Source organism: Yersinia sp. KBS0713, from assembly GCF_005937895.2.
In the GTDB taxonomy this organism is placed as follows: Bacteria; Pseudomonadota; Gammaproteobacteria; order Enterobacterales; family Enterobacteriaceae; genus Yersinia; species Yersinia bercovieri.
This window is the reverse complement of record NZ_CP042173.1, coordinates 505,115-529,222: the sequence shown is the minus strand read 5'-3', so window position 1 is coordinate 529,222 and position 24,108 is coordinate 505,115. Positions and strand designations below refer to the sequence as shown.

Below are 24,108 nucleotides of genomic sequence, written 5' to 3'. Positions count from 1 at the left end.
TGTTACCGGAATGATTAAATAATAAGTGAGTTAAATCAACGTGCTGGATAGAATCAAAGGCTGTTTTACCGAAAGTATTCAAACCCAGATTGCCGCGGCTGAGGCACTGCCTGATGCTATATCCCGTGCAGCAATGACGTTGGTTCAGTCACTGCTCAACGGCAATAAAATTCTCTGCTGCGGCAATGGCACTTCTGCGGCTAATGCGCAGCACTTTGCTGCCAGCATGATAAACCGTTTTGAAACAGAACGGCCAAGCCTGCCAGCTATCGCTTTGAATGCTGATAATGTGGTGCTGACGGCTATCACCAATGATCGTTTACACGATGAAGTCTATGCCAAACAGGTACGGGCGCTCGGTCACGCTGGCGATGTTTTGCTCGCCATTTCCACTCGCGGCAATAGCCGTGATATTGTGAAAGCGGTCGAAGCCGCAGTGACCCGTGATATGACCATTGTTGCCCTTACCGGTTACGATGGTGGTGAGCTGGCTGGCCTGTTAGGTCAGCAGGATGTTGAAATCCGCATCCCTTCGCACCGTAGCGCGCGGGTTCAAGAATTACACATGCTCACAGTGAATTGCTTGTGTGACTTAATTGATAACACTCTATTTCCTCATCAGGACGATTAAAGGAGCACGAATGAAGGTTGGTTATATTTTTGCCATGCTATTCAGCGCCCTGCTGCTGCAAGGCTGTGTCGGTGCCGTGGTTGTCGGCAGCGCAGCGGTTGCTACAAAATCCGCAACAGACCCACGCTCTGTCGGTACTCAGGTAGACGATGGCACACTAGAAGCCAGAGTGGTCAACGCGCTAAGCAAAGATCAGCAGATAAAAAGCCAGACACGTTTTGTGGTGACCGCTTATCAAGGGAAAGTATTGCTGACCGGGCAAACACCAACCGCAGAGCTGTCTAATCGCGCAAAACAAATTGCGGCGGGCGTCGATGGCGCCACCGAAGTGTATAACGAGATGCGCTTGGGTAAACCAGTTGATCTGACTACCGCGTCAATGGATACCTGGATCACCACCAAAGTTCGCTCACAATTACTCACCGCCGACTCGGTTAAATCGTCGAATGTAAAGGTGACCACCGAGAATGGCGAAGTGTTCCTCTTGGGTCTGGTGACTCAGCAGGAAGCGCAATCAGCTGCACAGATTGCCAGCCAGGTCAGTGGTGTTAAACACGTCACTACCGCATTCACTATCGTGAAATAATTCCGCTTATTGGCGTGAGATCAAACTATTATGGGCTTAGATTTCTCTAAGCCCATTTTTTATCTGCAATCCTGTAATACATGTACCCAAAGTTATTGGCGCTGCAGGTAGGCAGCCAGTGAACTCATCCCGATGAGCTTACACAAGTAAGTGATTCGGGTGTGCGAGCGCAGCTAACACCCCTGCGGCTCCAAGGACGAAGGGTAGGGTTAATCCAAAGCGCTCTCTTGTAAAAAATCTTTCCCGCCCAACTGACGCATCTGGCGCAAAATCCATTGCTGCCGTGAAATCACGTAACCCGAAGGCGCATTAGCCTTAAAACGTAACGGATTGGGTAGTACTGCGGCCAATATGGCGGCTTCTGATGCGCTCAATTTGCTGGCTGGCTTGTGGAAAAAGTGCTTTGCAGCAGCCTCTACGCCAAAAATACCCTCGCCGAACTCTGCAATATTCAGATACACAGTCAAAATACGACGTTTGGTCCACACCAGCTCAATACCGGCGGTCAACCCCACTTCCAGCCCTTTACGCACCCAGCTTCGCCCATCCCACAGAAACAGATTTTTCGCCGTTTGTTGCGATAACGTGGATGCGCCGCGGATACGATGTTGGTTGCGCTGATTATGAGATAGCGCAGATTCAATGGCGTCGACATCAAACCCCCAATGCTCGGGGAATTTTTGATCCTCCGCCGCCATCACGGCCAGCGCCATGTAAGGTGAAATTTCATCCATTGGCACCCAATCAGAGTGCGCAACATATGAAAAATCTCCGGTTAACCAAGCACCTAGCTGCCTTTCGATCATCACCATGGAAAAAGGAACCGGCAGGAAGGCAAAAATCAAAATACCGGCCAACCACAATGCAACAATGCCAATGACGCCCCGTTTTACCCAATACCAAAGCCGATTTAGTGCGCGCCTGGCTGACTTCATTCGGTTAAATCCAGCACCTTCGTGACCAATTTATCAATCCCTTTGGCGGCTTCAGACATTGATCCCGCCAACATATAAGCCGGGGTTGTCACCACTTTATTATCAATATCAATCACCACATCATCAGCAGGGCAAATAACATGTTCCCCACCCATAATCTCAATTGCATCAATAGTATCGGGATCGTTACCAATCGTCAGGCGGATAGGTTTACCCAACAGTTTCGGCAGCATAACCGGCGAAATACACATAAATCCAATTGGTTTACCTGACTTATGCATTGACTGGGTTAACTTAACTAAATCTGGGTCTATGGTGCATTCAGAACCCTTAATTGCGAAATCGCTGAGGTTCTTGGCGGCCCCAAAACCACCGGGGACAATCAAAGCATCCAACTGCGCTGAATTGGCTAAGGAAAGTGGGGTGATATGCCCACGGGCAATGCGCGCGGACTCCACTAATACATTCCGCTGCTCAGCCATCGCTTCGCCGGTAATATGATTAATAACATGTAGTTGTGGCTTATCGGGGGCGAAGAGTAAAACCTTAGCTCCCGCACGATCCAACGCCAGCATTGTTAAGACAGATTCATGTATTTCAGCACCGTCGAAAACACCACATCCGCTAAGGACTACACCGACCGTTTTCATCACACCTCTCCTTTTCTTACGCTGTCAATCGCTTAACCCGTTCTAGTGACAAAGACCAATCTCTATCACATATTTTAATGAATCTTGTAACAAGAGCGCTTACATTTGCTATGTTATTGCTTGTATGATGTATGGACGAATCCTTACAACCTGCAAATCCACTCGAAATCGAAATAATATGCAGGTTAACGATTTCCCTGGTGTTGGCGCAGTATTCGCGCACCCCGGCCTCGGTCGGGGTTATTTTTTTTCAGCTTCCGCCGCCCATTCACGTAACACCTGCACATCATTGCGCCACTCTAATTTTAATTCATCGACCCAATCTTGCACGTTATCCCACCATGCTGGCAGTGTCGGTGTTTGAATCTGCTGGGCAAGCTGCTGGATGTGACGCAAGCCAACAGAACCTGCCGCACCCTTAATTTTATGCGCTTCTTCGGTAATCCCCTTTTGGTCCCGCGCGGTCATATTTGAATCCAACACCGCCAGGTATCCCGGCATCATCTGTTCAAACATTTCCAAACTTTGATGAATCAATTGCGGGCCGACCAAATCGATGTACTGTTCCAACATCGCAGTATCAAGTAACGATTCATGGGTTTGCATCACTTTATGTTCCTGTTTTTTGGCTGAGGAAGAGGGCTTATGATCCCAGAATTGCTTAATCATGGCCGTGAGCGCTGGCACCGACAACGGCTTACTCAGCACGTCATCCATCCCGGCGTCTAAATACTCTTTTTTGTCTTTAAGCACGTTGGCGGTCAATGCCACCAGTGGTGGCAGTGATTCGGAGTCATATTGCGCTCGAATCTGCCGCGCAATATCCAATCCACTCATATCCGGCAGTTGAATATCCAGTAGTACCAAATCAAAATCATCCGGTTTAAACATCGCCAATGCATCGTGGCCGTTCATCGCCACCTCGACACTGTTGCCCAGTTTCTCCAACACCGAGCGCGCGACAATCACGTTCAGCTCGATATCTTCCACCAGCAAGATGTGGAGCGCAGGTAGCGGTATCTCATCACCTGATGGCGCGCTGACAGCTTGCTGCACCGCCGGCGCTTTAATGGTCAGTGTAAAGCAGGAGCCTGATCCTTGGGTGCTTTTCACAGTAATATCGCCGCCCATACTCTGTGCCAGCCGCTTAGAGACCGCCAGGCCAATCCCTGTGCCAGTTGCCGGACGACCGCCGTTACTATCTTTCACCTGATAATACATGGCAAAAATCTTATCCTGCTCATCTTCAGGGATGCCCATACCTGAATCTTCCACTTCAAAAGTCAGGCGGTCATTACCCTCACGCCGCACCCGCACCACAATTTTGCCCTGCTGGGTAAATTTCACGGCGTTACCAATGAGATTCCACAAAATCTGGCGTAAGCGCGTACCGTCGGTGATGATCTTCTCCGGCAGCGGTAATTCCGGCTCCATAATGAATTTCAGCCCTTTCGGCTGCACCAGCAAACCGGTGAGATTCTCCAAATCCGCCATAAATCCTGTAAAATCAATCGGTTGATTATCTAACTGAACTTTGCGCCGCTCGAGCTTATCCATCTCAATGATATCGTTGAAAATATTACCGAGGGTGATAGCACTGACATGAATGGTTTTCAGGTATTTCAGTTGTTCGCTGTCTAATTCGGTATCCAGCAGGATGCGGCTCAGCCCCACAATGCCATTAAGCGGCGTGCGCAGCTCGTGGCTGATAGTGGAGATAAAGGTGGTCTTATCCCTGCTGGCATTCTCCAGCGCATCCTGATAGCGCTTACGCTCGGTTATATCGCGCCCAAAGCCCATTAAGCCGTGACGTTTGCCGACACGATCATAAAACGGCACTTTTCGCAGTTCAAAGCAGGCTTTCCGGCCATCGGGGTAAACCAGCCACTGCTCGTAGGTGAGAGAGACATTGTGACGGAAGACTTTTTCATCGGTTTCCATCACTTTTTCAGCAATATCCGGCGCATAGACATCTTTTGGCGTCAACCCGACCAATTGCTTCTCACTTTTGCCGGTCAGCAACTCCATCGCGCGGTTACAGCCGGAGAACTCATTATCTTCGTTACGGTAATAAACCAGATCCGGCGAGGCATCCAGAAAGGAGCGCAAAAGAGCGGACTGCTGCCCCAACTCAACCTGAGCCTGTTCCCGGTGGCCCATCTCTTCTTTCAGTTTATCAACCACTTGCAAGTGCGCTTTCTCTGCTTTCTCGCGCTCGACGATCTCCTGATTGAGCTGAGCAATATTTTCGGTCAGCTGCTTATTCAGTTCCAAATCGCGGTAGCGCATCACTTCAAGCTTATCCACCAGACGCGATAGCCGTTGGCGCGACTCCTCCAACTGCTCCACCACCACTGACAGGAAATAGACCGCCCAGGGTGTTATCAGCAAACCAAAGAAGATAGACCGCACTAGATCGAGGGTTTCCACTGAGCCACTCAGCACAAAGGTCACGGCCATCTGTACCACCATGGCGAGCAACACCAGCACCGAGGCCAATAGCAGTGAGAAGCGAACCAGCCCCAACTTAACCATTAAATCAACGTAATACTGGGCCAATACCCTGATTTGCTTCATCGCAACCCCTGTCTCTATTTCTGGATATCCCCAAGGAGATAAATCATACCGTAAAACGAGCGAGAGATAAGATGGCTTCCTCAGAAGTGTGGAAAAGAGTGCAAATAACGGGAGAGATTGGGAAAACAAGCCGATTATCTGCCCACAAACGGCAGGCAGATATAGCCAAAATAAGGTGCGGGTCAAAACTGACGGCGCAGTAGCCGATCACAAAGCAGAGGCTTGCCCACCATGAGCAAGCATATAATTATTCAGCTCATTCATGCCGGTCCAGCGATTCTCACACCACAGGGGGGCAAGCAGCGTAGGGCGGCGCGCACTGGCGGAGATCCGGTGATAAACAATCTCGGCTGGCGTATGGCGAATCATTTCACCGGCCGTCTGCACGTAATCCTCCAGCGCCAGTGCTGGCAAGCGCCCTGCGCGCCAGGCTTTCGCCATGGTGCTGCCCTCAACGATATGCAGCGGATGCAGTTTCAGCCCATCAACGCCCGTTGCCACCACCATTTCCAGGGTCTCCATCCCCTGCGCCTGATCCTCGCCGGGCAGGCCAACAATCAGATGGCAGCACACTTTGAGGCCACGGGCGCGGGCGCGGCGCGCAGTCTGCTGATAGCAGGCAAAATCATGGCCGCGATTAATGCGTTTAAGAGTTTTATCATTCGCAGTCTGAAGCCCTAGCTCAAGCCAGACCTCATAACCTTGCTGATGATAACCACTCAGCAGATCCAGCACCGCATCCGGTACGCAGTCAGGGCGGGTTCCCACACATAAACCGACAATATCAGCTTCGGCCAGCGCCTGCTCATACATCACCGCTAGCGCATTCACCTCTGCATAAGTACTGGTATAGGCCTGAAAGTAAGCCAGGTAACGATTTGCTCGATTGGTTTTTTTTGCCTGTGCCGCTAACTGCTGCGCAATACTTTGCTGCTGCATTTGCTCATCGGCAAATGAGGCCACCTGACAAAAAGTGCAACCGCCACGACCGAGTGTTCCATCACGATTGGGGCAGCTAAACCCGCCATGTAGCGTGAGTTTATGCACTTTTTCACCATAGCGCCGTTGTAAATCCGCACCAAACATATTGACTAATCGCTGCAACTGCATAATCTTGGCACTACCTGTCTGAAAAGAACCCAAGGTTACCCGCCAACGATGTTGTGCGCGATGACAGAGATCAACTCCCATGCCCTTGGGTGCAACTTCGCATAACCATTCATTATAAATGCAAATAAAATCACTTGACCGATGATTAAATTTTCTTATTTGCACCAAGCCCTTAGCGCTTCTATTACAATTCAGTGAAAAATAGTTTTAAACATCAATAAATATAATAAAAGCAGCATATAACTCCAGCATCCCCGTCAGCACTAGCATGGTGCAGAGATTTGTCGATTGCACTATAGTGAGACAGCTCACATTTCTAGGTCTACTGCACAATGCATCCGACGGGTTGAAAATGCCAATAACCTATTATTTTTCATGGCGATAAAGCCACTTATCACCTTAAAGATATATCTTAAGCCTATATTTGACCTGAGTATTCTTTCTCGCTAAGTTGGAGGTCCGCTGGAAGCTTTCTAGACGGGCAAACGTCTAGTCATAATTATGCAGTAATTTAAGACTCCCTCTTAAAACAAGTCTTTTACCACTTGTGAGAACCGCCACAAGAGGCCATTGGCGGAGGGCGGAAAAGCAGATTTGCCGCGAAATACGCGCCTGTCAGCCCACACCGCCTCAGTCACGATGTCCTTCTGGAGTCGGTTTGTGAGAGTCTCGCAGAGCCTGGGGAGGTTCACTGATATGTTGTACGATAAATCCCAAGAAAGGGACAACTGTGGTTTCGGCCTAATCGCCCACATAGAAGGCGAACCTAGCCATAAGGTCGTGCGTACCGCTATACACGCACTGGCCCGCATGCAACACCGTGGCGCGATCCTTGCTGATGGCAAGACTGGCGACGGCTGTGGCCTGCTTTTACAAAAACCGGATCGCTTTTTCCGGATGGTCGCTGAAGAACGCGGATGGCGTTTGGCCAAAAACTATGCCGTCGGCATGATGTTCCTCAGTCAGGACGAAGAACTCGCCAAGGCAAGCCGCCGCATTGTAGAAGAAGAGTTGCAAAACGAAACGCTGTCGATTATCGGCTGGCGTGAAGTGCCGACCAACCCAGATGTTCTTGGTGAAATCGCTCTCTCCTCCCTGCCTCGGATTGAACAAATTTTTGTGAACGCCCCTGCGGGTTGGCGTCCACGTGATATGGAGCGCCGCCTGTTTGTGGCGCGTCGCCGTATCGAAAAGCGGATTTCAGGTGACAAAGATTTCTACGTTTGTAGTTTCTCTAACCTGGTGACGATCTATAAAGGCTTATGTATGCCTGCGGATCTACCCCGCTTTTATCTTGATTTGGCTGACCTGCGCCTTGAATCGGCAATTTGCCTGTTCCATCAGCGCTTCTCAACCAACACCGTGCCGCGCTGGCCGCTGGCTCAGCCGTTCCGCTATCTGGCCCATAACGGCGAAATCAATACCATCGCCGGTAACCGCCAATGGGCGCGCGCACGTGCTTACAAATTCAAAACGCCATTAATCCCCGATTTGCAGGATGCAGCGCCATTCGTCAATGAGACCGGCTCAGATTCTAGCTCGCTGGATAACATGCTGGAGCTGTTCCTCAGTGGCGGCATGGACTTGATCCGCGCCATGCGCCTGCTGGTGCCACCGGCCTGGCAGAACAACCCGGATATGGATACCGACCTGCGCGCCTTCTTTGACTTCAACTCCATGCATATGGAGCCATGGGATGGCCCGGCGGGGATCGTGATGTCAGATGGCCGTTATGCGGCTTGTAACCTTGACCGTAATGGCCTGCGCCCTGCGCGCTACGTCATCACCAAAGACAAGCTGATCACCTGCGCCTCTGAAGTCGGTATCTGGGATTACCAGCCCGATGAAGTGATTGAAAAAGGCCGCGTCGGCCCCGGCGAACTGATGGTGATCGATACCCGCAGTGGCAAGATCCTGCACTCTGCCGAAACCGATAACGACCTGAAAAGCCGCCACCCGTATAAAGAGTGGATGGAGAAGAACGTTAAGCGCCTGGTGCCGTTCGAAGATTTGCCGGAAGATCAGGTGGGCAGCCGCCAGTTAGATGATTCGACACTGGAAACCTACCAGAAACAGTTTGGTTACAGCAGCGAAGAGCTGGATCAAGTCATCCGCGTGCTGGGTGAAATTGGTCAGGAAGCGACCGGTTCAATGGGCGATGATACCCCATTTGCCGTGCTGTCCAGCGGCCCACGCATTATTTACGATTACTTCCGCCAGCAGTTCGCCCAGGTGACCAACCCGCCAATCGATCCGCTGCGTGAAGCGCACGTCATGTCACTGGCCACCAGTATCGGCCGTGAAATGAATGTGTTCTCCGAAGCGGAAGGTCAGGCGCACCGTCTGAGCTTCAAGTCGCCCATCTTGCTGTTCTCCGATTTCCAGCAGCTCACCACGCTGGAAGGGGAGCACTACCGCGCCGATCGTCTGGATTTAAGCTTTGATCCCGCTGAAACTGATTTAGAACAAGCGGTGCTCGCCCTGTGCGAAGAAGCGGAGCGCAAAGTGCGTGATGGTGCCGTGATGTTGGTGCTGTCAGATCGTGCTATTGCCCCGAATCGTCTGCCGGTTCCGGCTCCGATGGCAGTTGGCGCTATCCAGACCCGCCTGGTAGAGAAAAACCTGCGCTGCGACGCCAACATTATTGTTGAAACCGCCAGCGCCCGCGACCCACATCACTTCGCGGTGCTACTCGGTTTTGGTGCAACTGCGATTTACCCTTATTTAGCTTATGAATCATTGGCTAAATTGGTTGATTCCCAGGCTATTGATAAGAAGTATCGCGATGTGATGCTTAACTATCGTAATGGGATCAATAAGGGCCTGTACAAAATCATGTCCAAAATGGGCATCTCCACCGTCGCCTCATACCGCTGCTCTAAACTGTTTGAAGCAGTTGGCCTGCATCGTGAACTGACTGATCTCTGTTTCCAGGGTGTGGTGAGCCGTATCGGCGGGGCCAGCTTCAGCGATTTCCAGCAGGATTTGCAGAATCTCTCCAAACGCGCCTGGTTAAAACGTAAGCCATTGGATCAGGGCGGTTTACTGAAATTTGTTCATAACGGTGAATACCATGCCTATAACCCGGATGTGGTCAGCACCTTACAAACTGCGGTTCACAGCGGCGAATATAGCGATTATCAGGCTTATGCCAAATTGGTAAATGAGCGCCCGATCGCCACACTGCGTGATCTGTTGGCAATCAAACCGCAAGGTACGCCGATCCCTGTCGATCAGGTGGAGCCGGCTGAATCCCTATTCACCCGCTTTGATACCGCCGCGATGTCTATCGGCGCACTCAGCCCAGAAGCCCATGAGTCACTGGCTATCGCCATGAACAGCCTCGGCGGCTTCTCTAACTCCGGCGAAGGCGGCGAAGATCCGGCCCGTTACGGCACCAATAAGGTCTCCCGTATCAAGCAGGTGGCCTCGGGTCGTTTTGGCGTCACACCGGCGTATCTGGTGAATGCTGATGTTATCCAGATCAAGGTAGCCCAAGGGGCGAAACCGGGTGAAGGCGGTCAATTACCGGGTGATAAAGTCACGCCGTATATTGCCAAACTGCGTTATTCCGTGCCGGGTGTGACCTTGATCTCCCCGCCACCGCACCATGATATTTACTCAATTGAAGACCTGGCGCAGCTGATTTTCGACTTGAAACAGGTCAATCCGAAGGCATTGATTTCAGTGAAATTGGTCTCTGAGCCGGGTGTGGGCACCATTGCCACTGGTGTAGCGAAAGCCTACGCCGATCTGATTACCATTGCTGGCTACGACGGCGGCACTGGTGCTAGCCCACTTTCGTCGGTGAAATATGCCGGTTGTCCGTGGGAGCTGGGGCTGGTTGAAACACAGCAAGCACTGGTTGCCAATGGCTTGCGCCATAAAATCCGCCTGCAAGTGGATGGCGGCCTGAAAACGGGTGTTGATATTGTTAAAGCGGCGATTCTGGGGGCAGAGAGCTTCGGTTTCGGCACTGGCCCTATGGTGGCCCTGGGTTGTAAATACCTGCGTATTTGCCACCTGAATAACTGCGCCACCGGTGTCGCCACCCAAGATGAGAAACTGCGTCGTGACCACTATCACGGCTTGCCTGAGCGTGTGGTGAACTACTTCCAATTCATTGCGCGGGAAACCCGTGAGATCATGGCCGAGCTGGGTGTACGCCAACTGGTTGATTTGATTGGCCGTACCGACATGCTGCTGGAGCTGGATGGCATCTCCGCCAAACAGAACAAGCTGGATCTGTCGCCAATGCTGAAAACCGCCACGCCACATCCGGGCAAAGCACTCTATTGCACCGAAAGTAACCCACCGTTCGACAAAGGGTCACTGAACAAAGAGTTGCTGTCGCAGGCCGAGTCACATATTGAAGCCAAACACAGCAAAACGTTCTACTTTGATATCCGCAACACTGACCGCTCGGTAGGCGCGTCATTGTCCGGCGCGATTGCCACTAAACATGGCGATCAAGGTATGGCGACTGATCCCATCAAAGCTTACTTCTCCGGCACTGCCGGTCAGAGCTTTGGCGTCTGGAATGCCGGCGGCGTTGAGCTGACCCTGACTGGCGATGCCAACGACTATGTGGGTAAAGGGATGGCGGGAGGCCGTATCGCGGTGCGCCCTCCGGTGGGTTCTAACTTCCGTAGCCACGAAGCCAGCATTGTCGGTAACACCTGCCTGTATGGTGCCACTGGCGGTAAACTGTTCGCCGCAGGCCGTGCCGGTGAGCGTTTCGCGGTGCGTAACTCCGGTGCTATCACCGTGGTTGAAGGTATCGGCGATAACGGTTGTGAATATATGACTGGCGGAATTGTTTGCGTACTGGGTCGCACCGGGATTAACTTCGGTGCCGGTATGACCGGTGGTTTCGCTTACGTTCTTGATGAAGACGGTGAATTCCGTAAACGTGTTAACCCTGAACTGGTAGAGGTCCTGGATGTCGATCAACTGGCCATCCATGAAGAGCATCTGCGTGGGCTGATCACTGAACATGTTCAGTTGACAGGTTCTAGCCGTGGCGAAGAGATTCTGGCTAACTGGCCGGAGTGGGTGACCAAGTTTGCTTTGGTTAAACCGAAATCCAGCGATGTGAAAGCACTGTTGGGCCACCGTAGCCGTTCCGCAGCTGAGCTGCGGATTCAAGCGCAGTAAGGGGTTGAAATGAGTCAGAATGTTTATCAGTTTATCGACCTACAGCGCGTAGATCCGCCGAAAAAGCCGCTGAAGATCCGTAAAATTGAATTTGTTGAGATTTACGAGCCATTCTCGGAAACACAGGCCAAAGCACAGGCAGACCGCTGTTTATCTTGCGGTAACCCTTACTGTGAATGGAAATGTCCGGTACATAACTACATCCCCAACTGGCTGAAACTCGCCAATGAGGGGCGGATTATGGAGGCGGCGGATCTGGCTCACCAGACCAATAGCTTACCGGAGGTCTGTGGCCGCGTGTGTCCACAGGATCGTCTATGCGAAGGCTCTTGCACCCTGAATGACGAGTTCGGTGCGGTCACTATCGGTAACATCGAGCGCTATATCAGTGATAAAGCTATCGAGATGGGCTGGAAGCCGGATATGTCCCATGTTCACCCGACCGGCAAACGTGTCGCGGTGATCGGCGCTGGCCCTGCGGGGCTGGCCTGTGCTGACGTATTAGCGCGTAACGGCGTGCAAGCGGTGGTGTTTGACCGTCACCCAGAGATTGGCGGCTTACTGACCTTCGGTATTCCAGCCTTCAAGCTGGAAAAAGAGGTGATGATTAAGCGCCGAAAAATTTTCTCTGAGATGGGCATCGAGTTCCAGTTGAATATCGAAGTCGGCAGAGATATCACCATGGATGCGCTGCTGAAAGAGTATGACGCGGTATTCCTCGGTGTGGGTACTTACCAATCTATGCGCGGCGGGCTGGAAAACGAAGATGCATCCGGTGTTTACGATGCGCTGCCATTCCTGATTGCCAATACCAAACAGTTGATGGGCTACGAAGCAGCCGCTCACGAGCCATACATCAGCATGGAGGGTAAACGTGTGGTGGTGCTGGGTGGTGGTGATACCGCGATGGACTGTGTGCGCTCTTCTATCCGTCAAGGCGCAACTGACGTGGTTTGCGCCTATCGTCGCGATGAAGCCAACATGCCAGGCTCCAAACGGGAGGTGAAGAATGCTCGCGAGGAGGGGGTCGAATTTAAATTCAACCTGCAACCATTGAGCATTGAAGTGAACAGCAATGGCAAAGTTTGCGGCGTGAAAATGGTTCGCACCCAACTGGGCGCGCCTGATGCACAGGGCCGTAGCATGGCAGAGCAGATCCCAGGTTCAGAACATGTTCTGCCCGCAGACGCCGTGATAATGGCGTTTGGTTTCCGCCCACACAGCATGGAGTGGTTGGCTGCCCATGACGTGGCGCTGGACAAGCAAGGCCGTGTCGTTGCCCCTGAAAGCACCGATAATGCCTTCCAGACCAGTAACCCGAAAATCTTTGCTGGCGGCGATATTGTCCGTGGCTCTGATTTGGTGGTAACCGCCATCGCCGAGGGTCGCAAAGCCGCAGAAGGCATCATGAATTATCTGGAAGTCTGATACTCAGGATTTTTCGATCATTTAATGGTATTGAGGGCTGGTTATCCAGCCCTCAAGTTGATGACAAACCCAACATTAAGCCAGATGTGTGAAGGGGCGACTGCCCCTAGGGGCGCTTCGGTCGCTTACGCGACTACGACCCCAACGGAACATTCCCCCTTCAATCAATTTGGTCAATGGTATAATGGCTGGCTATCCGGCATTTTTATGAGTTTATCCCCCCCACCCAAGATTTTGTAACAATCTCACCCCCCTTATTTGCAGCATTTTAACCGTGAAGCGCTATAGTAAAGGCCGAGTTTATATTGGCTTTTGGGCCGACACCGCTTGGCCTACTTATCTTGTTACGCCCCGTTTTAAAGAAAGGATCATCTGTTATGAAATCTCACTTACTTTTTATTGCTGGCGGATTGCTGGCGATGAGTGGCAGCGCATTGGCGATGTCGCTTAATTATCAAGAAGTTGGCTATAACATTGAGGCACGTGGTGCCCGCGCAGTGGTGGCTGAACTGGCAAAAGCTGGGCAACTGCCAGCGGTAGAGAATAATATCAAACTGGGTGATGATAATTGGATTGCCATGGCCCCTAAACTGGCCGATGGGGGGAACGCAAATTTCACCGCAGGGGTAAAATCAGCACTCTCTTCCGCACTGATTTACAACCCAGCCGCAGTACTAAAAGCGGTAAGTGATAGCAAAACACTCAAATTATCAGAGATTTGTACCGCGCCAGCTGATATCAAAGATAGTGCCACCAAAGCTAACTTCCAGCAGCGCGCCTCTCATACTTTATCCACGATCAGAAATAGCGACATGATGAGCCAGCGTGATAACTGCCTGGCTGAATTGAAAAAGTTATCTTGATTATTGGTTATGAGGAAATGATAAGGGCGGCCAAGCCGCCCTTAGAAAGACTAATACTTTGCTTGAAAACGAAGGGGCTACTTAACGACCCGCAATGCTGGGCGACCACCACTGCGTGGCGGTTGTGGCGGCTCATCATCAGGTGAACCATTATCGTCTTGCGAAGATGGTGTTTCGTCCGTGACTAACATCAGATTGTCAGCTGGTGCGTTATTGCCCTCTTCCTCTTCGATGCCCTCGAAATTACCCTCAGCATCCGAATCGTAAGCCTCTTCAGGTTCAAACATGGTGCCAGAACCATTTTCTCGCGCATAAATTGCCACTATCGCAGCCATAGGTACGATGACCTGACGAGGTACGCCACCAAAACGGGCATTGAAGCTCACGCCATCATTACCCAGTTCCAGGTTACCCACGGCGCGCGGTGCCACATTCAATACAATCTGCCCATCACGTGCAAACTCCATTGGCACCGAAACACCTGGCCTTGTCACATCAACCACCAGATGTGGCGTCAGTTGATTATCAATCAACCATTCGTAAAATGCGCGTAACAGATAGGGACGGCGCGGAGACATATCCGACATCTCCATAGCAATTAACCTCGGGTTTTCAGGTGCATTTCACGTTCAGCTTCAGTCAGGGAAGCCAGGAACGCATCACGCTCAAACACACGTGTCATATAGCCTTTCAACTCTTTAGAACCCGCGCCAGTTAGCTCGATGCCCAATACTGGCAAGCGCCACAACAGCGGAGCTAAATAGCAATCAACCAGGCTGAACTCTTCGCTCAGGAAGTAAGGCGTTTCATTGAATACTGGGGCGATAGAGAGCAGAACCTCGCGCAGTTGCTTACGTGCTGCTTCTGCCTCCTGTGCATTGCCCTGCTCAATTTTATGCATCAGGGTGTACCAGTCTTTCTCAATGCGGTGCATCATCAAACGACTGCTACCACGAGCAACTGGGTATACCGGCATCAATGGCGGGTGAGGGAAACGCTCATCCAGATACTCCATGATGATGCGGGATTCATATAATGTCAGCTCGCGATCAACCAAAGTAGGGACGGTCTGGTAGGGATTGAGGTCAATCAGGTCCTGCGGCAGATTACCAGCTTCAACCTGCTCAATCTCAACACTGACACCTTTCTCCGCCAGTACGATACGTACTTGATGGCTAAAAATGTCGGTCGGGCCGGAAAACAGCGTCATTACCGAACGTTTGTTGGCAGCGACAGCCATGAAAACCTCCAAGATTATCTAGAAAACAGTGCGAATAGCCCACGGTGAGGTTGCTATCCTGAGTCGTTTTACCGCCAGTTCGCAATCTCGACAGCTGCTGCCGTAAATAAGCCTTGGTCGAGAGAATAATTCAGCCAGGGAGATAGACGGGCGCCAACAGTTCGCCGAACAGGCACAAAAGTGAGTGATAGTTTACCAGATTTTGAATGTTTTGTGGGGGTGGTACGGCTATTTCATAAAAAATCGTCTATCTGACAATTAGTTAGCGGCAAAAAATATAATATATGGCGTGGTAGGGAGGTGTTTTTCAGATATGTTTTTCAAATATATTTTTCAGAGAAATAAAAAAACCCGGTGAAACACCGGGCTTTTACCATCAATCTGATGCCATAAAGGCAAAAAATTAACGTTTGGAGAACTGTGGACGACGACGTGCTTTACGCAGACCCACTTTCTTACGCTCAACTTCACGCGCATCACGCGTTACGAAGCCAGCTTTACGCAGTTCACCACGTAGAGACTCGTCATATTCCATCAGTGCACGGGTGATACCGTGACGGATAGCGCCAGCCTGACCTGAAATACCACCACCTTTAACAGTGATGTACATGTCAAACTTGGTAACCATGTCTACCAGTTCCAACGGTTGATTAACTACCATGCGGGCAGTTTCACGACCGAAGTAAACTTCAAGGCTACGTTGGTTAATAACGATTTTACCGCTGCCCGGCTTAAGAAAAACGCGAGCTGCAGAACTTTTGCGGCGACCAGTGCCGTAGTATTGATTTTCAGCCATTGCCATAATCCCGATTAAATGTCCAGAACTTGCGGTTGCTGCGCCGCATGATTGTGCTCAGTACCTGCGTAAACTTTAAGCTTACGATACATTGCACGGCCCAGCGGACCCTTCGGCAGCATGCCTTTAACCGCGATTTCAATCACACGCTCAGGACTGCGGGCAATCATCTCTTCAAAGGTCGCTTGTTTGATACCACCGATGTGGCCGGTGTGACGGTAATAAATCTTGTCTGTACGCTTGTTGCCGGTTACAGCAATTTTTTCTGCGTTCAGAACGATGATGTAATCACCAGTATCAACGTGCGGGGTGTATTCCGCTTTATGCTTGCCGCGTAAGCGACTAGCCAGTTCAGTAGCGAGGCGACCTAAGGTCTTACCATTCGCGTCAACAACATACCAGTCGCGTTTTACAGTTTCTGGTTTAGCTGTGAAAGTTTTCATTATAAAAGCTTACCCAATTAATAAGTTACACGTTGGTGAACACCCAAACGTTCAAAAACAGTTGAGGCTCACACGACCATCAGTCCAGCAAACCTACCCCTTCGAATAGCCAATGCCGGCACTATCAAAGTTTTTGGGAAAAAAACTTTGTTGTAACGTGGGGTCGCAAGATTATAGAGAAGTCAGCGTTAAAGATCGAACTGTTTTTGACGAGAAAGGCATAAATTAAACATGTTAAGTCAGGGCGAAGGATAATCGCCCGCAATAGAATAGCATTTTAGCATGTCAAAAGTGAATAACTGTGGCACAGAATATGCACTTACGGCAGATGCGGCAAAGAGAGATACTCTTCACTCTGCATCTCTTGTAGCCGCGATAAGCAGCGCTGATATTCGAATTTGAGGCGCTCACCACCATAAATCTCGAACATAGAAGTTTCAGCCGCAATGATAAGCTTCACTCGCCGCTCGTAGAACTCATCGACTAACGCCAGAAAACGCCGAGCGGTATTCTCATCTCGCGTCTCCATGCGGTGGACATTGTGCAACAAAACAGTGTGATAGAGTTTCGATAGTGCAATGTAATCCAACTGGCTGCGAGCCTCTTCACACAAAGTATGGAAATCCACCGCCAAAACGCCCTGTGCCGCGCAAATGGCGGGCAGTGGCCGGTGATTCACCTCCAGTACAGGGGCGCGCTCATCCACTTTACCCGCTAACTTGACAAAAATCTCATCCATCGCCTGCGCGGTTTGTTGGCTGAGCGGCGTCAGATAGAGATTCGCTTGAGTTAACGTGCGCAAGCGGTAATCAATACCAGCATCAACATTCATCACGTCACAATACTGCTTGATCAATGCAATAGCCGGCAGAAAGCGGGCGCGCTGTAACCCATTTTGGTACAGATTATCCGGTGGAATGTTGGATGTCGCGACCAGTGTAATGCCTCTGGCGAAGAGTGCGTCCAGCAGTGTTGCCAGCAGCATGGCATCCGTAATATCGGTGACAAAAAACTCATCAAAGCACAGCACATCAGTCTGCATCTTGAAGTTATCGGCGATAATTTCAAGTGGATTTTCATGACCTTGTAGCTCGGCCAGCTCTTGATGTACCCGCAACATAAAGCGGTGGAAGTGCAATCGCAGCTTGCGATCACCCGGCAGGCTGTGGAAAAACATATCCATCAGCCAGGTTTTACCGCGCCCGACGCCGCCCCACATATATAGGCCCTGAACCGGACGTATGACTTTTTTGGCTGACGTGCGCCCAATCAAACGGCTCAACCGCCCACGTAAACCGGCGCCAGTCGGTGGCTCACTCTGGCGCTGTTGCAGTGCGTGATAAATTTGGTCTAGTTGGGCTACAGCGCGCCGTTGCACATCATCAGATTGATAGTCACCAGCATCAAGTGCCTGCTGGTAAAGTGTTGTAGGTGTACTTGATTGCATGTTTATCACCAATCCCTGATAAAATAGTTATCTACTTTTCACGCTACTTTCTCACTGATTTATCGTGCAATCGCAGCATTTACCGACTCTATCTCTGCGGAAAAAACCTGATAACCAAAAGCAAAGTTGCATCAGGATTCCACTCAGACAAGGTTAGCGGTTATAGTGGCTATTATTAAGTGAAAAGTCCTGCTGAACAATGAAGTCAAAAAAGGAGTCATCATGACCTGGGAGTATGCGCTTATTGGGTTGGTTGTTGGTATCGTGATTGGCGCGGTAGCTATGCGCTTTGGCAACCGCAAATTGCGTCAGCAGCAAGTGCTGCAAAATGAGCTGGAGAAGAGCAAAACAGATTTGGAAGAGTACCGTCAGGAACTGGTTGGGCACTTCGCCCGCAGTGCTGAGTTGCTGGATAATATGGCTCGCGACTACCGCCAGCTCTATCAGCATATGGCGAAAAGCTCCAATAACTTACTACCGGACTTACCGTTGCAGGATAATCCATTCCGCTACCGTCTGACCGAATCTGAGGCCGATAATGATCAGGCACCAGTGAAAATGCCGCCTCGCGACTACTCTGAAGGGGCATCGGGCTTACTACGCCCGGAGCATCAGACCCGCGATTAAGCACATATATACCATGCTGACTACGCAATCGTAGTCAGCACATTTACACTTCTATACTCACCCCTCCTTGAATTGCTCCACAGCGAACCTTATATCAAGCGGTATCTCAGGCTACGTATTTTAAGGTAACAGTAGCCTTTTGAAATAAGTGAATTTTTTAGCTAACTCAGAGTCTGAACTTACAACGGGCCTGTAACAGCCATCCACCCTATTCATTCACCGTTAGGTATTGAGAGAGTTTAAATCAATGAAGAAAAAGTCATTATTTCTTAGTGCGCTGGCAATGAGTGTCGGCTTAGGTCTCGCTAGTGTTCCTATGGTGAACGCCGCAGCACTTCCAGCGGCCGTGGCCGGGCAGGCAGTTCCTAGCCTGGCACCAATGCTGGAAAAGGTTTTGCCCGCGGTTGTCAGCGTTCATGTTTCTGGGACGCAAGCACAGCAGCAGCGCTTGCCAGAAGAGTTCAAATTCTTCTTTGGCCCCAATGCACCCGCCGGTAAAGAGAGCAATCGTCCCTTCGAAGGGCTGGGGTCTGGCGTCATTATTAATGCTGAAAAAGGTTATGTGCTGACCAATAATCACGTGATCAATAATGCGGATAAAATTCGTGTTCAGCTCAATGATGGCCGTGAGTATGATGCCAAACTGCTGGGCCGTGATGAGCAAACTGATATCGCACTATTGCAGTTAACTGATGCCAAGAATCTGACATCCATTAAAATTGCTGACTCCGATAACCTGCGGGTGGGTGATTTCGCGGTCGCAGTCGGTAACCCATTTGGTTTGGGGCAAACCGCGACTTCAGGGATCATTTCCGCCTTGGGCCGTAGTGGCTTGAACCTTGAAGGGTTGGAAAACTTTATCCAGACTGACGCCTCCATCAACCGTGGTAACTCTGGTGGCGCCCTGGTTAACCTCAATGGCGAATTGATTGGGATTAACACCGCGATCCTAGCTCCGGGCGGCGGTAACATCGGCATCGGCTTCGCAATCCCAAGCAACATGGCGCAGAATCTCAGCCAGCAGTTGATTGAGTTTGGCGAAGTGAAACGCGGGTTGTTGGGTATCCGTGGTAGCGAAATGACCGCAGACATGGCAAAAGCCTTTAATATCGATGCTCAGCGTGGCGCATTCGTCAGTGAAGTATTGCCAAAATCAGCCGCATCTAAAGCGGGCATCAAAGCCGGTGATGTGTTGGTTTCCGTTGATGGTAAGCCAATAAGCAGCTTTGCGGAGTTGCGCGCCAAAGTGGGCACCACTGGGCCGGGTAAAGCCGTTAAAGTTGGTTTGCTGCGCGATGGAAAACCACTTGAAGTTACAGTCACGCTAGAGAATAGCAGCCCAACTTCAACCAGTGCAGATACTTTATCTCCCTCATTGCAGGGTGCATCCCTGAGTAATGGCGAGATCAAAGGCGGTAGCAAAGGGGTTAAGGTTGAGAGTGTCACTAAAGGCTCACCAGCCGCACAGTCTGGCTTGCAGAAAGATGATGTGATTATTGCCGTAAACCGTGTGCGAGTTCAGGATATCGCCCAATTACGGAAAGCTATCGAAGCCAAACCTGCTGTAATCGCACTGAATATTGTCCGTGGTGACGAGAATATTTACCTGCTAATACGCTAATTTGCAGAAAAATCGGACACAGCACCATGCTGTGTCCGCCAAACTCATGCTATTCTCCGGATATCCATTCATTCACGCCTTAAACCTCATGTTTCTTAAGCTATTGCGTTCAATTGTTTTGGGGCTAATTGTCGCCGGTCTTTTACTGGTCGCAATGCCTATGCTGCGTAATCCGGGTCACTTTTTTTCCGGTAACAGCAGTAGCTTAGATGAAGAGACGCCCGCCAGTTATAACCAAGCGGTGCGCAGAGCAGCACCAGCAGTGGTTAATGTGTATAACCGTAGCTTAAGTCCGACCCAAGATGGGCTGGCCATTCGTACACTAGGTTCTGGTGTTATCATGAGTGATAAGGGTTATATCCTGACCAATAAGCACGTTATCAATAATGCTGAACAGATCATTGTGGCATTACAGAATGGTCGTATATCAGAGGCACTCCTGGTGGGTTCAGATAATCTGACCGACTTAGCCGTTTTGAAAATTGATGCGGTGAATCTGCCGGTCATTCCCATCAATATTAATCGTATACCCCATGTTGGTGATGTCGTGCTGGCCATCGGTAATCCCTATAATCTGGGTCAGACAGTCACTCAAGGGATCATCAGCGCGACCGGGCGTATTGGCTTGAGTGCTTCCGGGCGGCAAAACTTTCTCCAGACAGATGCCTCAATCAATCAGGGTAATTCCGGTGGTGCGCTAGTGAATACCTTGGGCGAATTAATGGGGATTAATACCCTATCTTTCGATAAAAGCAGCAACGGTGAAACACCCGAAGGTATTGGTTTTGCTATTCCAACCGCGCTAGCGACCAAAGTCATGGAAAAGCTGATTCGTGACGGGCGGGTGATCCGTGGCTATATCGGCGTGACTGGCGAGGAGTATCCCCCCTTCAATGCCAGCGGTAATGGTTCATCAGACCGGATACACGGCATTAAAGTGAATCGAATATCGCCAGATGGCCCAGCCGCGAAAACCGACCTGCAAGTGGGTGATATCATTCTTAGCGTGAATAACAAGCCTGCAACGTCTGTGATTGAAACTATGGATCAGGTTGCAGAGATCCGCCCCGGCACCACAATTCCAGTCTTATTCTTGCGCAATGGCCAGCAAATGACGATGCAGATAACCATCACGGAATTCGATCAAAATGCGGAGCTTAGTAGTCAGCAAGAGTCGCTACAGCCATAATTTTTAGTCAAAAAAATACCAGCTCGTAACTATCGGCTGGCATTTTTATTGGTCTGATTTAGCGAACTTTTATTCGCCCTTCACCCGCTCAATTTTGGCACCCAGTGCACGCAGTTTATCTTCGATACGTTCGTAACCACGATCAATATGATAGATACGATCCACGATTGTGACCCCGTCAGCGATACAGCCCGCCAATACCAAACTGGCAGAAGCACGTAGATCGGTTGCCATCACCTGAGCACCGGATAGCTGCTCAACACCATAACAAATCACGGTATTACTCTCGATCTCCGCATGTGCGCCCATGCGGATCAGCTCAGGCACATGCATGAAACGGTTCTCGAAAATAGTTTCGGTGATAACCCCCGTCCCCTCCGCCACCAAATTCAATAAGCTGAACTGGGCCTGCATATCCGTTGGGAAACCTGGGTGTGGCGCGGTGCGGATTGTCACCGCTTTAGGGCGCTGCCCATGCATGTCGAGGCTGATCCAATCATCACCAACTTCAATATCAGCGCCTGCTTCTCGTAGCTTAGCCAATACCGCATCCAGCGTATCAGGGCGGGTCTGACGACAAACAACTTTACCGCCAGAGATAGCCGCTGCAACCAGGAAAGTGCCGGTTTCAATGCGGTCAGGCAGCACACGATAGACGCCGCCCCCCAAGCGCGCAACGCCCTCGATGGTAATGCGGTCACTCCCTGCGCCGCTGATTTTAGCGCCCAGCGTATTCAGGAAGTTCGCGGTATCGACAATTTCTGGCTCACGGGCTGCATTTTCAATCACCGTGCTGCCTTCAGCCAAAGTCGCAGCACTCATAATGGTCACTGTTGCGCCAACGCTAACTTTGTCCATCACGATATGCGCGCCTTTTAGGCGGCCATTGACCGAGGCTTTCACGTAGCCCTCTTCCAGCTTAATTTCAGCACCCAGCTGTTCTAAGCCCGTGATGTGCAAGTCAACCGGACGCGCACCAATAGCGCAACCGCCGGGCAAAGAGACTTGCCCTTTACCAAAACGAGCAACCAGTGGCCCCAGCGCCCAAATAGAGGCACGCATGGTTTTGACTAAATCATAAGGCGCACAAAACTCATTCACATCACGCGCATCAACAAAAACAGAACCCGAGCTATCGCGTTCAATTTTGGTGCCTAATTGGCCAAGCAGCTTAATAGTGGTATCAATGTCTTTTAGCTTTGGGACATTTTGCAGCTCTACCGGCTCTTCAGCTAACAACGCAGCAAACAATATTGGCAATGCGGCGTTTTTCGCGCCGGAAATAGTGACTTCACCGCTTAGGCGAGTCCGCCCCTGCACACGAAATTTATCCATTGTGACCACTCTCTGTTGTCAAATTCGAATTCACTGCCCGCCTTAGCTGTTTACGATAACGTTAAACAGCCCACCAGCCAGCAGTATTAAAAGCCGTTTAGCTTGCGATCCCGTTGCCACTCTTGCGGCGTATAAGCCTTAATCGATAAAGCATGAATACGGTTATCAGCGATATATTCCATCAAAGGCGCATACACAGCCTGCTGTTTTTTCACCCGGCTCATGTCAGCAAACAACTCACCGACCACAATCACCTGAAAGTGGCTGCCATCACCGGTAACATGCGCTTCTTGTAGTGCCAATGCTCGCATCAGCACGTCTTTAATTTCGTTAGTATCCATAAGATTCTTTCTATTTTATGAGGATCGATAGTGTTATGAGGAGCATAGCCAGCCAAACATATTAGTGGAATACGGCGTGCTCCGAAACTAAAGAAAAGCCCCTGTCTCATTATTATGTTCAGGGGCCTAAAAACTTTAGTTTTTTGTTTTGGAAATAGGCGACACAAAAGCTCGCCGACTTAATTCCACTGACTACGTACTGACTGTTTCTACCGGAATGATATCCCGAAGGTTGTAAAGCTCAATCAGAGTCGATAACCGATCACTGACACCGGTTATGGTGAGTGAGACCCCTTGTTTGCTTCGCAGTTCACGAAAGTGCACCAGTAGCGCCAAACCGGATGAGTCGACACGCTGTAATTGGCTGACATCAATATGGGTTTTATCGGCCAGCAGTGCCGCGCGCTGCTGCCAAAGAGGCAACAGCGTTTCACGATCCAACTCACCTTGTAGTACCAGCGTCTCCTGCTGGGAGTGCCAGTTCAGTTCATTTGCCATCATTATTTCTTGTCTAAGGTAATCGGCTGTTTCGCTGCAATCAGCAGTTGTTGAGTCAAGCCATCAACCCCCTTCTGGCGCAGGATAGATGCCCACTCATTTTGCTTGGTGCTGATCATGCTAACCCCTTCGGCTATCATGTCATACGCCTGCCAGTTACCCGTTTGGCTATTTTTACGCCATTGGAAATCTAAGCGCACCGGTGGGCGACCATTGGGGTCAAGGATAGTCACACGAATAGCCACAATATTGGCATCACCCAGTGGTTGGTCTGGGGCAACGTCGTAAGTTTGGCCGTGGTACAGCGCCAATGCCTGACCATATGCCTGTTCCAGATATTGGCCGAAGGCATTGAAATAAGCCTCACGTTGCGCTGGTGTTGCCGCTTTATAATAGCTACCAAGCACCAGTGCGCCGGCATACTTGATCTGGACAAATGGCAACAGCTCTTCACGGACGATGGTGCGTAAATAGTCTGGGTTTTGTTTGATCTTAGGCTGTTCAGTTTTCAGGCGCGTGAATGTTCTTTGCGCCGCTTCATCCATCAGACGGTACGGGTTGGTTTGATCGACAGCATTCGCCAGTGGGGCAACCACCAGCAATGCGACCATAAGTAAGCGTTTAAACATTCAGA

21 protein-coding genes are annotated in these 24,108 nt (G+C 50.5%); 8 read left to right on the top strand and 13 right to left on the bottom strand.

Features of this window, described 5'->3' with window-relative positions; all coding sequences use genetic code 11:
* Positions 1 to 40: 40 nt before the first annotated feature.
* The gene (gene diaA, locus FFE93_RS02510; protein ID WP_004391999.1) at positions 41 to 631 is read left to right on the top strand and encodes a DnaA initiator-associating protein DiaA; all 591 of its coding nucleotides are present in this window, start codon (positions 41 to 43) and stop codon (positions 629 to 631) included.
* A 10-nt stretch (positions 632 to 641) separates the two neighbouring features.
* Complete coding sequence (gene dolP / locus FFE93_RS02505; RefSeq protein WP_005276635.1) at positions 642 to 1,217, top strand: division/outer membrane stress-associated lipid-binding lipoprotein; 576 nt, start codon at positions 642 to 644, stop codon at positions 1,215 to 1,217.
* 209 nt (positions 1,218 to 1,426) lie between these two features.
* Here dolP and mtgA read toward each other — a convergent pair whose 3' ends face one another.
* From mtgA to FFE93_RS02480, 4 genes are all read right to left on the bottom strand, one after another.
* On the bottom strand, positions 1,427 to 2,152 hold the full coding sequence (gene mtgA / locus FFE93_RS02500; RefSeq protein ID WP_057648976.1) for a monofunctional biosynthetic peptidoglycan transglycosylase: 726 nt from the start codon (positions 2,150 to 2,152) through the stop codon (positions 1,427 to 1,429).
* Positions 2,149 to 2,802 (bottom strand): isoprenoid biosynthesis glyoxalase ElbB, encoded by a 654-nt coding sequence (gene elbB, locus FFE93_RS02495; protein ID WP_032898354.1) that lies wholly within the window; start codon positions 2,800 to 2,802, stop codon positions 2,149 to 2,151. The genes mtgA and elbB overlap by 4 nt, the downstream gene beginning before the upstream one ends.
* Positions 2,803 to 3,042: 240 nt before the next feature.
* Positions 3,043 to 5,379 carry an aerobic respiration two-component sensor histidine kinase ArcB gene (gene arcB / locus FFE93_RS02485; protein WP_005276629.1) on the bottom strand — a complete coding sequence of 779 codons (2,337 nt, stop codon included), beginning with the start codon at positions 5,377 to 5,379 and terminating at the stop codon, positions 3,043 to 3,045.
* A gap of 207 nt (positions 5,380 to 5,586) precedes the next feature.
* Positions 5,587 to 6,489: a TIGR01212 family radical SAM protein gene (locus FFE93_RS02480; RefSeq protein WP_005276628.1), complete on the bottom strand. Its 903-nt coding sequence runs from the start codon at positions 6,487 to 6,489 to the stop codon at positions 5,587 to 5,589.
* A gap of 696 nt (positions 6,490 to 7,185) precedes the next feature.
* Here FFE93_RS02480 and gltB point away from each other — a divergent pair.
* The 3 genes from gltB to FFE93_RS02460 all read left to right on the top strand — a co-directional run bounded on the left by gltB (position 7,186) and on the right by FFE93_RS02460 (position 13,937).
* Positions 7,186 to 11,646, top strand: coding sequence for a glutamate synthase large subunit (gltB, locus tag FFE93_RS02475; protein ID WP_032898353.1), 4,461 nt, complete (start codon positions 7,186 to 7,188; stop codon positions 11,644 to 11,646).
* Between the two features lie 9 nt (positions 11,647 to 11,655).
* Positions 11,656 to 13,074 (top strand): glutamate synthase small subunit, encoded by a 1,419-nt coding sequence (locus FFE93_RS02470; protein ID WP_004874092.1) that lies wholly within the window; start codon positions 11,656 to 11,658, stop codon positions 13,072 to 13,074.
* A gap of 377 nt (positions 13,075 to 13,451) precedes the next feature.
* Entirely contained in the window at positions 13,452 to 13,937 is a 486-nt protein-coding gene (locus FFE93_RS02460; protein WP_138774736.1) for a hypothetical protein, read from the top strand.
* A gap of 77 nt (positions 13,938 to 14,014) precedes the next feature.
* Here the strand turns inward: FFE93_RS02460 and sspB are convergent, their stop codons facing one another.
* The 5 genes from sspB to zapE form a co-directional block, all read right to left on the bottom strand.
* Positions 14,015 to 14,530: a ClpXP protease specificity-enhancing factor gene (gene sspB / locus FFE93_RS02455; protein ID WP_005276623.1), complete on the bottom strand. Its 516-nt coding sequence runs from the start codon at positions 14,528 to 14,530 to the stop codon at positions 14,015 to 14,017.
* Positions 14,531 to 14,535: 5 nt separating this feature from the next.
* Positions 14,536 to 15,177 carry a stringent starvation protein SspA gene (sspA, locus tag FFE93_RS02450; protein WP_005276622.1) on the bottom strand — a complete coding sequence of 214 codons (642 nt, stop codon included), beginning with the start codon at positions 15,175 to 15,177 and terminating at the stop codon, positions 14,536 to 14,538.
* Between the two features lie 403 nt (positions 15,178 to 15,580).
* Positions 15,581 to 15,973, bottom strand: a complete 393-nt coding sequence (rpsI, locus tag FFE93_RS02440; protein ID WP_005162424.1) for a 30S ribosomal protein S9 — start codon at positions 15,971 to 15,973, stop codon at positions 15,581 to 15,583.
* 14 nt (positions 15,974 to 15,987) lie between these two features.
* Complete coding sequence (gene rplM / locus FFE93_RS02435) at positions 15,988 to 16,416, bottom strand: 50S ribosomal protein L13 (RefSeq protein WP_004874088.1); 429 nt, start codon at positions 16,414 to 16,416, stop codon at positions 15,988 to 15,990.
* 319 nt (positions 16,417 to 16,735) lie between these two features.
* Positions 16,736 to 17,863, bottom strand: coding sequence for a cell division protein ZapE (gene zapE, locus FFE93_RS02430; RefSeq protein ID WP_138774735.1), 1,128 nt, complete (start codon positions 17,861 to 17,863; stop codon positions 16,736 to 16,738).
* Between the two features lie 222 nt (positions 17,864 to 18,085).
* Between zapE and zapG the strand changes: the two genes are divergently transcribed.
* From zapG to degS, 3 genes are all read left to right on the top strand, one after another.
* A complete protein-coding gene (zapG, locus tag FFE93_RS02425) occupies positions 18,086 to 18,490 on the top strand; it encodes a Z-ring associated protein ZapG (protein WP_004714934.1) in 405 nt (134 codons plus the stop codon).
* A 247-nt stretch (positions 18,491 to 18,737) separates the two neighbouring features.
* A complete protein-coding gene (gene degQ / locus FFE93_RS02420; RefSeq protein WP_005276618.1) occupies positions 18,738 to 20,111 on the top strand; it encodes a serine endoprotease DegQ in 1,374 nt (457 codons plus the stop codon).
* Positions 20,112 to 20,199: 88 nt separating this feature from the next.
* Positions 20,200 to 21,300, top strand: coding sequence for an outer membrane-stress sensor serine endopeptidase DegS (degS, locus tag FFE93_RS02415; RefSeq protein WP_005276617.1), 1,101 nt, complete (start codon positions 20,200 to 20,202; stop codon positions 21,298 to 21,300).
* Between the two features lie 69 nt (positions 21,301 to 21,369).
* On the opposite strand, the gene murA is transcribed toward degS, so the two are convergent.
* The 4 genes from murA to mlaC all read right to left on the bottom strand — a co-directional run bounded on the left by murA (position 21,370) and on the right by mlaC (position 24,103).
* On the bottom strand, positions 21,370 to 22,635 hold the full coding sequence (murA, locus tag FFE93_RS02410; RefSeq protein WP_005276615.1) for a UDP-N-acetylglucosamine 1-carboxyvinyltransferase: 1,266 nt from the start codon (positions 22,633 to 22,635) through the stop codon (positions 21,370 to 21,372).
* Positions 22,636 to 22,721: 86 nt separating this feature from the next.
* A complete protein-coding gene (ibaG, locus tag FFE93_RS02405) occupies positions 22,722 to 22,976 on the bottom strand; it encodes a BolA family iron metabolism protein IbaG (protein WP_005276613.1) in 255 nt (84 codons plus the stop codon).
* A 192-nt stretch (positions 22,977 to 23,168) separates the two neighbouring features.
* Entirely contained in the window at positions 23,169 to 23,474 is a 306-nt protein-coding gene (gene mlaB / locus FFE93_RS02400) for a lipid asymmetry maintenance protein MlaB (RefSeq protein WP_032898352.1), read from the bottom strand.
* 2 nt (positions 23,475 to 23,476) lie between these two features.
* Entirely contained in the window at positions 23,477 to 24,103 is a 627-nt protein-coding gene (mlaC, locus tag FFE93_RS02395) for a phospholipid-binding protein MlaC (RefSeq protein WP_032898351.1), read from the bottom strand.
* Between the last annotated feature and the right edge of the window lie 5 nt (positions 24,104 to 24,108).